At 61.1% G+C, this 11,626-nt stretch carries 11 protein-coding genes; 10 read left to right on the forward strand and 1 reads right to left on the reverse strand.

Features of this window, described 5'->3' with window-relative positions:
• Window positions 1-2: 2 nt before the first annotated feature.
• The 9 genes from murD (at window position 3) to lpxC (ending at window position 10,418) form a co-directional block, all read left to right on the forward strand.
• Complete coding sequence (gene murD / locus IT763_RS03320) at window positions 3-1,322, forward strand: UDP-N-acetylmuramoyl-L-alanine--D-glutamate ligase (protein WP_049300163.1); 1,320 nt, start codon at window positions 3-5, stop codon at window positions 1,320-1,322.
• Window positions 1,319-2,521 (forward strand): cell division protein FtsW, encoded by a 1,203-nt coding sequence (gene ftsW / locus IT763_RS03325; protein ID WP_015376649.1) that lies wholly within the window; start codon window positions 1,319-1,321, stop codon window positions 2,519-2,521. Before murD ends, ftsW begins: the two co-directional genes overlap by 4 nt.
• A 3-nt stretch (window positions 2,522-2,524) precedes the next feature.
• Window positions 2,525-3,589, forward strand: coding sequence for an undecaprenyldiphospho-muramoylpentapeptide beta-N-acetylglucosaminyltransferase (gene murG, locus IT763_RS03330; protein WP_028127853.1), 1,065 nt, complete (start codon window positions 2,525-2,527; stop codon window positions 3,587-3,589).
• An 84-nt stretch (window positions 3,590-3,673) separates the two neighbouring features.
• Entirely contained in the window at window positions 3,674-5,149 is a 1,476-nt protein-coding gene (murC, locus tag IT763_RS03335) for a UDP-N-acetylmuramate--L-alanine ligase (RefSeq protein ID WP_028127852.1), read from the forward strand.
• Window positions 5,142-6,062: a D-alanine--D-alanine ligase gene (locus IT763_RS03340; protein ID WP_049300164.1), complete on the forward strand. Its 921-nt coding sequence runs from the start codon at window positions 5,142-5,144 to the stop codon at window positions 6,060-6,062. Before murC ends, IT763_RS03340 begins: the two co-directional genes overlap by 8 nt.
• Before the next feature lies 1 nt (window position 6,063).
• A complete protein-coding gene (gene ftsQ / locus IT763_RS03345) occupies window positions 6,064-6,915 on the forward strand; it encodes a cell division protein FtsQ (protein WP_206195170.1) in 852 nt (283 codons plus the stop codon).
• The gene (gene ftsA, locus IT763_RS03350; protein ID WP_004932758.1) at window positions 6,912-8,168 is read left to right on the forward strand and encodes a cell division protein FtsA; all 1,257 of its coding nucleotides are present in this window, start codon (window positions 6,912-6,914) and stop codon (window positions 8,166-8,168) included. Before ftsQ ends, ftsA begins: the two co-directional genes overlap by 4 nt.
• 74 nt (window positions 8,169-8,242) lie before the next feature.
• Entirely contained in the window at window positions 8,243-9,397 is a 1,155-nt protein-coding gene (gene ftsZ / locus IT763_RS03355) for a cell division protein FtsZ (RefSeq protein WP_004932757.1), read from the forward strand.
• Between the two features lie 103 nt (window positions 9,398-9,500).
• Window positions 9,501-10,418: a UDP-3-O-acyl-N-acetylglucosamine deacetylase gene (gene lpxC, locus IT763_RS03360; RefSeq protein WP_004932754.1), complete on the forward strand. Its 918-nt coding sequence runs from the start codon at window positions 9,501-9,503 to the stop codon at window positions 10,416-10,418.
• A gap of 99 nt (window positions 10,419-10,517) precedes the next feature.
• On the opposite strand, the gene IT763_RS03365 is transcribed toward lpxC, so the two are convergent.
• Window positions 10,518-11,033, reverse strand: coding sequence for a DUF721 domain-containing protein (locus IT763_RS03365; protein ID WP_004932751.1), 516 nt, complete (start codon window positions 11,031-11,033; stop codon window positions 10,518-10,520).
• A gap of 26 nt (window positions 11,034-11,059) precedes the next feature.
• Here IT763_RS03365 and secM point away from each other — a divergent pair, with 26 nt between their 5' ends.
• A complete protein-coding gene (gene secM, locus IT763_RS03370) occupies window positions 11,060-11,590 on the forward strand; it encodes a secA translation cis-regulator SecM (protein ID WP_206195171.1) in 531 nt (176 codons plus the stop codon).
• Window positions 11,591-11,626: the final 36 nt, after the last annotated feature.

The raw sequence follows: 11,626 nt of genomic DNA on the forward strand, positions 1-11,626 counted from the left end.
TCATGGCAGACTATCAGGGTAGAAAAGTCGTCATCATCGGGTTGGGCCTCACCGGCCTGTCCTGTGTCGATTTCTTCATGGCGCGCGGCGTTACGCCGCGCGTGATGGATACCCGTATCGCGCCGCCAGGGTTGGACAAACTGCCTGAAAGCGTGGAGCGCCATCTGGGTGATTTGAATCAGGACTGGCTGCTGGCGGCGGATCTGATCGTCGCCAGCCCGGGCGTCGCGCTGGCGACCCCGGCATTGAGCGCCGCGGCTGACGCCGGCGTGGAAATCGTCGGCGATGTCGAGCTGTTCTGCCGCGAGGCGCAGGCGCCGATCGTGGCGATCACCGGCTCCAACGGCAAAAGCACCGTCACCACCCTGGTGGGCGAGATGGCGAAAGCCGCCGGTTGGGCGGTGGGCGTGGGCGGCAATATCGGCCTGCCGGCGCTGAGCCTGCTGCGCCAGGAATGCCGGCTGTACGTGCTGGAGCTGTCCAGCTTCCAGCTGGAAACGACGCATAGCCTGCGGGCGGCGGCGGCGACCATCCTGAACGTGACCGAAGACCATATGGATCGCTATCCGTTCGGCCTGCAGCAGTATCGCGGCGCCAAGCTGCGCGTGTATGAAAACGCCGCCGTGTGCGTGGTGAACGCGGACGATGCGCTGACCATGCCGGTGCGCGGCGCCGACGAGCGCTGCGTCAGCTTCGGTGCGGACGTGGGCGACTATCACCTGAACCGTCAGCAGGGGGAAACCTGGCTGCGGGTGCGCGGTGACAAGGTGCTGAATACGCGCGAGATGAAACTGACCGGCCGCCACAACTACACCAACGCCCTGGCGGCGCTGGCGTTGGCGGATGCGGTCAATATCCCGCGCGCGTCCAGCCTGAAGGCGCTGACCACCTTCACCGGCCTGGCGCACCGCTTCCAGCTGGCCTGGGAGAACAACGGCGTGCGTTGGATCAACGATTCCAAAGCCACCAACGTCGGCAGCACCGAAGCGGCGCTGAACGGCCTGCAGGTGGACGGCACGCTGCATCTGCTGCTGGGCGGCGACGGCAAGTCCGCCGATTTCTCGCCGCTGGCGCGCTATCTGCAGGGCGACAACGTGCGTCTGTATTGCTTTGGCCGCGACGGGGCCCAGCTGGCGCAGCTGCGGCCGGAAGTGGCGACGCTGACCGAGACCATGGAGCAGGCGATGCGCACCATCGCCGGCCGCGTACAGCCCGGCGATATGGTGTTGTTGTCGCCGGCCTGCGCCAGTCTCGATCAGTTCCGTAATTTTGAAGTGCGCGGCGATGAGTTCGCCCGCCTGGCGCAGGAGCTTGGCGGATGAAACTACGCTTGCCGAACTTCGGGCTGACAGAACGGCTGAAAGACTGGGTGACCGGCGCGCGCGACAACGACGCGGTCAACATGGTGCTGTACGATCGCACCCTGCTGTGGCTGACCTTCGGGTTGGCGATCATCGGCTTCGTGATGGTGACTTCGGCGTCGATGCCGATCGGCCAACGCCTGGCGGACGATCCGTTCCTGTTCGCCAAACGTGATGCGTTGTACCTCGGCCTGGCGTTCGGTCTGTCGCTGGTGACGCTGCGCATCCCGATGGAAGTTTGGCAGCGCTACAGCAACGTAATGCTGCTGATGTCGATCGTGATGCTGCTGATCGTCCTGGTGGTGGGGAGCTCGGTAAACGGGGCCTCGCGTTGGATCGCGCTCGGCCCGCTGCGTATTCAGCCCGCAGAGCTGTCCAAGCTGTCGCTGTTCTGCTACCTGGCGAGCTATCTGGTGCGCAAGGTGGAAGAGGTGCGCAGCAACTTCTGGGGCTTCTGTAAGCCGATGGGCGTGATGGTGGTGCTGGCGGTGCTGCTGCTGGCGCAGCCGGACCTCGGTACCGTGGTGGTGCTGTTCATCACCACGCTGGCGATGCTGTTCCTGGCCGGCGCGAAAATGTGGCAGTTCCTGGCGATCATCGGCTCCGGCGTGTTCGCCGTGGTGCTGCTGATTATCGCGGAACCGTACCGTATGCGCCGCGTGACCTCGTTCTGGAACCCGTGGGCCGACCCGTTCGGCAGCGGCTACCAGTTGACCCAGTCGCTGATGGCATTCGGCCGCGGTGAGTTCTGGGGGCAGGGGCTCGGCAACTCGGTGCAGAAACTGGAGTATTTGCCGGAAGCGCATACCGACTTCATCTTCTCCATTTTGGGTGAAGAACTGGGCTATATCGGTGTGGTTTTAGCCCTGTTAATGGTATTCTTCGTCGCTTTTCGCGCGATGTCCATCGGGCGCCGCGCGCTGGAGATCGACCAACGCTTCTCCGGCTTCCTGGCCTGCGCGATCGGCGTGTGGTTCAGCTTCCAGGCGCTGGTTAACGTCGGCGCCGCCGCGGGCATGTTGCCGACCAAAGGTCTGACGCTGCCGCTGATCAGTTACGGCGGCTCGAGCTTGCTGATTATGTCGACGGCGATCGTGCTGTTGCTGCGAATTGATTATGAAACGCGCCTGACCAAGGCTCAGGCGTTTGTGAAGAGGTAAGGGATGAGCGGGAAACCTAAGCGTTTAATGGTGATGGCAGGCGGTACCGGCGGGCACGTGTTCCCGGGGCTGGCGGTCGCGCATCATCTGATGGCGCAGGGCTGGCAGGTGCGCTGGCTCGGAACCGCAGACCGAATGGAAGCCGATTTGGTGCCGAAGCACGGGATCGAGATTGATTTTATCCGCATCTCCGGCCTGCGCGGCAAGGGCCTGAAGGCCCAGTTGACGGCGCCGCTGCGGATCTGGCAGGCGGTGCGGCAGGCGAAAGCCATTATGCGCAGCTATCAGCCGGATGTGGTGCTGGGGATGGGCGGTTACGTTTCCGGCCCCGGCGGCCTGGCGGCCTGGCAGTGCGGCATCCCGGTGGTGCTGCACGAGCAGAATGGCATCGCCGGTTTGACCAACCGCTGGCTGGCGCGCATCGCCGCCAAAGTGATGCAGGCCTTCCCCGGCGCGTTCCCGAACGCCGAGGTGGTGGGCAACCCGGTGCGTACCGACGTGTTGGCGCTGCCACTGCCGGCGGAGCGGTTGCAAGGGCGCGAAGGCCCGATCCGTGTGTTGGTGATTGGCGGAAGTCAGGGCGCGCGCGTGCTGAATCAGACAGTTCCTGAAGTCGCGGCGCGTTTGGGCGATAGAATTACGCTCTGGCATCAGGTTGGCAAGGGCGCGCTGGAAACGGTGCTGCGCGACTACGAGAGGGTAGGGCAGACGCAGCACAAGGTGACCGAGTTCATCGACGACATGGCAGCCGCCTATGCCTGGGCCGACGTGGTGGTCTGCCGCTCCGGCGCGTTGACCGTCAGCGAAATCGCGGCGGCGGGGCTGCCGGCGATCTTCGTGCCGTTCATGCACAAGGATCGTCAACAGTACTGGAACGCACGTCCGCTGGAAGAAGCCGGCGCGGCGAAGATTATCGAACAGCCGCAGTTCAACGCCGATGTGGTGGCCGAGCTGCTGGCGAGCTGGGATCGCAAGACGCTGCTGGCCATGGCCGAGAAAGCGCGCGCGGTCGCCATTCCGGACGCCACCGAGCGCGTGGCGGCGGAGCTGGTGCGGCTCGCCAGGTAACGAGTGCAGGGGTTCGGCGCGCCGAACCTGAATAAAAGCAATGTGATGTAGGGCCGGGGTACCGGATCCGGATTAGAGAGAGTGATGAATACACAACAACTGGCGAAACTACGTACTATCGTGCCCGAGATGCGTCGCGTCCGGCACATTCACTTTGTCGGCATCGGTGGTGCCGGCATGGGTGGTATCGCCGAAGTGTTGGCAAACGAAGGATATCAGATCAGCGGCTCCGACCTGGCGCCGAATCCGGTGACCCAACAGTTGAGCGCGCTCGGGGCGACGATTTACTTCAATCACCGTCCGGAAAACGTGCTGGATGCGAGCGTGGTGGTGGTGTCTACCGCCATCTCCGCCGACAACCCGGAGATCGTCGCCGCTCGTGAAGCGCGCATCCCGGTGATCCGCCGCGCTGAAATGCTGGCGGAGCTGATGCGTTTTCGCCACGGCATTGCTATCGCCGGCACGCACGGCAAAACCACCACCACGGCGATGGTCTCGAGCATTTATGCCGAAGCCCGCCTGGACCCGACCTTCGTCAATGGCGGGCTGGTGAAGGCGGCAGGCACCCACGCGCGACTGGGGTCCAGCCGTTATCTGATCGCGGAAGCGGATGAGAGCGATGCGTCGTTCCTGCACCTGCAGCCGATGGTGGCCGTGGTCACCAACATCGAAGCCGACCATATGGACACTTACCAGGGCGACTTCGAGAACCTGAAGCAGACGTTTATCAATTTCTTGCACAACCTGCCGTTCTACGGCCGTGCGGTGATGTGCATCGACGATCCGGTAGTGCGCGAGCTGTTGCCGCGCGTGGGTCGCCATATCACCACTTATGGCTTCAGTGAAGATGCTGATGTGCGCATCGAAGACTACCGGCAGATTGGGCCGCAGGGGCACTTTACCCTGAGCCGTCAGGACAAGCCGTTGCTGACGGTGACGCTGAACGCGCCGGGCCGCCACAATGCGTTGAACGCGGCGGCGGCGGTAGCGGTAGCGACCGAAGAAGGCATCGACGACGAAGATATCCTGCGCGCGCTGGCGGGTTTCCAGGGGACCGGGCGTCGCTTCGATTTCCTCGGCGAGTTCCCGCTGGAGCCGGTCAACGGCAAAGCGGGCAGCGCGATGCTGGTGGACGACTACGGCCACCATCCGACCGAAGTGGACGCCACGCTGAAGGCGGCGCGCGCCGGTTGGCCGGACAAGCGTCTGGTGATGATCTTCCAGCCGCACCGCTACACGCGTACTCGCGATCTGTACGACGATTTCGCCAACGTGCTGTCGCAGGTGGATGTGCTGCTGATGCTCGACGTGTACGCCGCCGGCGAAGCGCCGATCCCGGGCGCGGACAGCCGCTCGCTGTGCCGCACCATCCGTAGCCGCGGCAAGCTGGATCCGATCCTGGTTTCCGATGCCGATAGCGTGCCGGAAACGCTGGCGCAGCTGCTGCAGGATGAAGACCTGGTGCTGGTGCAGGGCGCTGGTAACGTGGGCAAAATCGCCCGTAAACTGGCCGAGCTGAAGCTGCAGCCGCCGAAGAAAGAGGAGGAGCACCATGGCTGATAAAGTTGCAGTTCTGCTGGGCGGCACCTCCGCTGAACGTGACGTTTCTCTGCAATCCGGCGCCGCGGTACTGGCCGGGTTGCGCGAAGCCGGTATCGATGCGCACGGCGTCGATACCCGCGATTTCCCGGTGACCCAGCTGAAAGAGCAGGGGTTCACCAAAGTGTTTATCGCGCTGCACGGCCGCGGCGGCGAGGATGGCACCCTGCAGGGGCTCCTGGAGTTCCTCGAGCTGCCTTATACCGGCAGCGGCGTGATGGCCTCGGCGCTGACCATGGACAAATGGCGCACCAAGATGGTGTGGCAGTCGATGGGCTTGCCGGTGGCGCCTTACGTGGCGTTGAATCGCCAACTGTACTTCGGCACCGAAAAAGCGGCGCTGCTGGCGCGCGTGGCGGATCTCGGTCTGCCGCTGATCGTCAAGCCAAGCCGTGAAGGCTCCAGCGTCGGCATGAGCAAGGTCACCGAGAGCGCTGCGTTGGAAGCGGCGTTGGAAGAAGCCTTCCGCCATGACGACGATGTGCTGGTGGAGAAGTGGTTGAGCGGGCCGGAATACACCGTGGCAATGCTGGGCGACCAGGTGCTGCCGTCGATCCGCATCCAGCCAGCCGGTGTGTTTTACGACTACCAGGCCAAGTACATTTCGGACGATACGCAGTACTTCTGCCCGAGCGGTTTGAGCGCCGAGCAGGAAGCCGAGATGGCGGCATTGGCGCTGCGCGCCTACCGCGGTCTGGACTGCAGCGGCTGGGGCCGCGTCGACGTAATGCAAGACAGCGATGGCAGCTTCTATCTGCTTGAGGTGAACACCTCTCCGGGCATGACCAGTCATAGCCTGGTGCCGATGGCAGCGCGCCAGTTTGGATTAAGCTTCTCGCAGCTAGTGGCGAGAATTTTGGAGTTGGCCGACTGATATGTCGCAAGCTGCCCTGAATGCGCGCGATCGCGAGGTGGATAACGGCCCGCGCCGCAGCAATGGAACCCAGTTGGCGGGAATGATTTTCCTGCTGATGGTGTTGGGAACGGTCGTGTGGAGCGGTTGGGCGGTGCTTGGCTGGATGAAAGACGCCAGTCGCCTGCCGCTCTCAAGGCTGGTGGTGACCGGCGAACGCCACTACACCACTAACGATGATATTCGTCAGGCGATCCTGGCGCTGGGCGCACCCGGCACCTTTATGACGCAGGATGTGGACGTCATCCAGCAGCAGATCGAACGTCTGCCGTGGATCAAGCAGGCCAGCGTGCGCAAACAATGGCCGGATGAGCTGAAGATCCATCTGGTGGAGTACGTCCCGGTGGCGCGCTGGAACGATTTGCACATGGTGGACGCCGAGGGCAAAGCGTTCAGCGTGCCGGCGGAGCGGGCGGGCAAGCAGAAGTTGCCGCTGCTCTACGGGCCGGAAGGGAGCGAGCAGGATGTGCTGGAGGGCTATCGGGCGATGAGCGCCACGTTGGCGGCCAGCAAATATACGCTGAAAATGGCGGCGATGACCGCGCGCCATTCCTGGCAGCTGGCGCTGGACAACGATGTTCGGCTTGAGCTGGGGCGCGATGACCGCAACGGGCGTTTGCAGCGGTTTATCGAGCTTTACCCGGTATTGCAACAGCAGGGCCAGGCGGAGAGCAAGCGTGTCAGCTATGTCGATCTGCGCTACGAGTCCGGCGCTTCGGTAGGGTGGGCTCCGGTGTTGGTCGATCCGCAGGCGCTTGGCGGTCAGCAAAACAGTAATCAGCAACAGAATCAGGCACAGGCAAAACAACACTGATCAAGTCGACGGACAGAAAACTGGTAGTTGGACTGGAGATCGGTACTGCAAAAGTCTCCGCGTTGGTAGGGGAAGTTCTGCCCGATGGCATGGTCAACATTATCGGGGTGGGCAGCTGCCCGTCTCGCGGCATGGATAAGGGCGGCGTAAACGACCTGGAGTCGGTGGTGAAGTGCGTACAGCGCGCCATCGATCAGGCCGAGCTGATGGCGGACTGCCAGATCTCGTCAGTGTATCTGGCGCTGTCGGGCAAGCACATCAGCTGCCAGAACGAAATCGGTATGGTGCCGATCTCGGAAGAGGAAGTGACGCAGGACGACGTGGAGAACGTGGTGCACACCGCCAAATCGGTGCGCGTGCGCGACGAACACCGCATCCTGCATGTGATTCCTCAGGAATACGCCATCGATTATCAGGAAGGCATCAAAAACCCGGTTGGGCTGTCCGGCGTGCGCATGCAGGCCAAGGTGCATCTGATTACCTGCCATAACGATATGGCGAAGAACATCGTCAAGGCCGTGGAACGTTGCGGCCTGAAAGTTGACCAACTTATTTTCGCCGGTCTGGCCGCGAGCTACGCGGTGCTGACCGAAGATGAACGCGAACTCGGCGTTTGCGTGGTGGATATCGGTGGCGGCACCATGGATATGGCGGTGTACACCGGCGGCGCGCTGCGCCACACCAAAGTGATCCCTTACGCCGGGAACGTGGTCACCAGCGACATCGCTTACGCCTTTGGCACGCCGCCGACCGACGCGGAAGCGATTAAAGTTCGACACGGTTGTGCGCTTGGGTCGATTGTTAGCAAGGATGAGAATGTAGAGGTGCCTAGCGTTGGGGGACGTCCCCCACGCAGTCTGCAAAGACAGACGCTGGCTGAAGTCATTGAGCCACGCTACACCGAACTGTTGAATCTGGTTAACGATGAAATTTTGCAATTGCAGGAGCAACTGCGTCAGCAAGGGGTGAAGCATCATCTGGCGGCAGGTATCGTGCTGACCGGTGGCGCCGCCCAGATTGATGGCCTGGCAGCCTGTGCGCAACGGGTGTTCCACACCCAGGTACGCATCGGCCAACCCTTGAACATCACGGGTCTGACGGATTATGCGCAGGAGCCTTACTACTCGACGGCGGTAGGTCTGCTGCACTATGGAAAAGAGTCTCACCTGAGCGGTGAGACGGAAGTAGAAAAACGCGCCTCGGTGGGCAATTGGTTTAAACGCATCAATAGCTGGCTGAGAAAAGAGTTTTAATGTTTCAACAAAGAGATCATGCTGAGTAATCTTTTTATGATCTCGCAGCGACAGGCACAAAACGGAGAGAAACTATGTTTGAACCAATGGAACTAACCAATGACGCGGTGATTAAAGTCATCGGCGTCGGCGGCGGCGGTGGCAACGCCGTTGAACACATGGTGCGCGAGCGCATCGAAGGTGTTGAATTCTTCGCTGTGAACACGGACGCCCAGGCGCTCCGCAAAACGGCGGTTGGCCAAACCATCCAGATTGGTAGCGGTATTACCAAAGGTCTGGGTGCGGGCGCGAACCCTGAGGTGGGTCGCAATTCAGCGGAAGAAGACCGCGAAGCCCTGCGCGCAGCGCTGGACGGCGCAGACATGGTCTTCATCGCAGCCGGCATGGGCGGCGGTACCGGTACCGGTGCGGCGCCAGTGGTGGCTGAAGTGGCTAAAGATTTGGGTATTCTGACCGTGGCCGTGGTGACCAAGCCTTTCAACTTCGAAGGCAAGAAGCGCATGGCATTCGCGGAGCAGGGTATCGCTGAGCTGTCCAAACACGTGGACTCGCTGATCACCATCCCGAACGACAAGCTGTTGAAAGTGCTGGGGCGCGGGATCTCTCTGCTGGACGCGTTCGGTGCGGCCAACGACGTGTTGAAAGGCGCGGTGCAGGGTATCGCCGAGCTGATCACCCGTCCGGGCCTGATGAACGTCGACTTCGCCGACGTGCGCACCGTGATGTCCGAAATGGGCTACGCGATGATGGGTTCCGGCGTGGCTTGCGGTGAAGACCGTGCCGAAGAAGCGGCCGAAATGGCGATCTCCAGCCCGCTGCTGGAAGACATCGACCTGTCCGGCGCGCGCGGCGTGCTGGTCAACATTACCGCTGGCTTCGATCTGCGTCTGGATGAGTTCGAAACCGTGGGTAACACCATCCGTGCGTTCGCTTCCGACAACGCTACCGTGGTTATCGGTACCTCGCTGGATCCGGAAATGAACGACGAACTGCGCGTAACCGTGGTTGCAACCGGTATCGGTATGGACAAGCGTCCAGAAATCACTCTGGTGACCAATAAGCAGGCCAGCCAGCCAGTGATGGATCACCGTTATCAGCAGCACGGCATGTCGCCTCTGCCGCAGGAAGTGAAACCTGCCGCCAAGGTGGTCAACGACCAAGCTGCGCAGCCGAATAAAGAGCCCGACTATCTTGATATTCCAGCCTTCCTGCGTAAACAGGCAGACTAAGAATATCCTGAGAATTTGGAATCTCCGCTCTTTGTGCTAAACTGTCCCGCCGGCCATGCTGTATGCTTGGCTGGTAGGATGGATAACATTGCGAGATAAAACGATGATCAAACAAAGGACATTAAAACGTATTGTTCAGGCGACTGGCGTCGGTTTGCATACCGGCAAGAAAGTCACGCTGACAATGCGCCCAGCGCCGGCTAATACCGGGGTCATCTATCGTCGCACTGACTTGAATCCACCGGTTGATTTTCCGGCTGATGCAAAATCCGTGCGTGATACCATGCTCTGTACTTGCCTGGTGAATGAGCATGACGTGCGTATTTCGACCGTTGAGCACCTCAACGCCGCGCTGGCTGGGCTGGGCATCGACAACATCGTCATTGAAGTCGACGCCGCTGAAATCCCAATCATGGACGGCAGCGCCAGTCCGTTCGTGTTCTTGCTGCTGGATGCCGGCATCGAAGAGCTGAACTCGGCGAAGAAATTCCTGCGTCTGAAAGAGACCGTACGCGTTGAAGACGGCGACAAATGGGCCGAGCTGTCCCCGCACAACGGGTTCCGCCTGGACTTCACCATCGACTTCAACCACCCGGCTATCGACGCCAGCTCTCAGCGCTACCGTCTTGATTTCTCGGCTGAGTCGTTCGTGCGTCAAATCAGCCGTGCGCGCACCTTCGGGTTCATGCGCGACATTGAATACCTGCAGTCCCGCGGCCTGGCCCTGGGTGGCAGCTTCGATTGCGCCATCGTGGTAGATGACTATCGCGTGCTGAACGAAGACGGTCTGCGTTTCGAAGACGAATTCGTACGTCACAAAATGCTGGACGCCATCGGCGACCTGTTCATGTGCGGCCACAACATCATTGGCGCATTCACCGCGTTCAAGTCTGGCCACGCGCTGAACAACAAACTGCTGCAGGCCGTACTGGCCAAGCAGGAAGCGTGGGAATACGTGACCTTCCAGGACGAAGCCGAAATGCCGTTGGCATTCAAGGCGCCGTCTACCGTATTGGCGTAAGGTCCGAATTCCTCGCCTGCGAATAACGGCAGGCGCATCCCCTGAGAGCCTGATCATTCAGGCTCATGATGCCGGCTGTTTTGCAGTTTGTGTCGCTGATTACTTATCACGACTGGTTGTGTTGGTACCCTCTCCGGCCAATGCAGCCAGCCGTTCCAATATCTTGCGCAGTTTCTCCGGGCTACGGCTCGCCAACCCTCTCAGCTCTTCCGCACTTTCCAGACTCAAATGCCGCATCGGCACGGGTTTTTCCGGCGCTTTCTCTGCGTTTTGCACCTGGTTGCTGCCTTTCGCCATCAAGGCCGGATTAATCCTGATGTCGATCGACGACAATGATGGTAGAATTTGCGCTCGTAGTGCAGACAGCAAAGCGGGTTGTTCGTAGCGCAAGCGCATCATCCAACTGGCATTTGCCGTTTCGAGCACTAAAATACCCTGTCGGAAATTCGCGACGCGGCACCAGGGATGCAGGGGAGCGGGCAACAGGCCCTTCACTGCACGGTTAAGCTTGAGCAGCGCCACCGCGCGTTGCTGGACGTTATGCAGCGGCCCTTTGCTGCCGGCAGACGCGTCGTCGAACAGGACATCTAATAATTGTGGACGGCTATCGCGCATAATGGGCTCCGGCGGATTATAAACTCGTGATCGGTATTCTAAATCGTTGGCGACAATTTGGCAGACGTTATTTCTGGCCCCATCTCCTGTTAGGGATGGTTGCGGCCACGCTTGGCGCGTCTTCCAATTTGTCCGGCGCCCCCGATCAGGCCGCACTGCCGAATACGTCGTCCAGCCTTAACCGGCAAAATTCGGCCAATGGCACGTTCAACAGCCTGGCCCTGCTGCAGGACGCGCATCGCCGTCCTACCTTCAGCGTAGATTATTGGCAGCAACATGCGCTGCGCACCGTCATTCGTCACCTCTCTTTCGCGCTGGCGCCGCAGGCGGTTTATGCGCGGGTGCAGGAGAGCGAAGCCGAAGCGGAACCCCCTTTGCAGGTAGCGCAACTGGCGCTGCTGTCTACCCTCAACGCGCTGCTGACGCACGAGCCGAAACCGCCGACCATCATTCGCCACACTCACCTTGAGGTGCTGCCCACGCTGGCGCGCCACCCGACCGGCCTGTGGGTGGCGCAGGTGCAGGGCATTCGCGCCGGGCCCGCCGCCCTCGTCTGATCTCGCCCTTCGGGCACAAAAACCATAAATAATAGC

It is taken from the genome of Serratia sp. CMO1 (assembly GCF_015689115.1).
Lineage (GTDB): Bacteria > Pseudomonadota > Gammaproteobacteria > Enterobacterales > Enterobacteriaceae > Serratia > Serratia marcescens.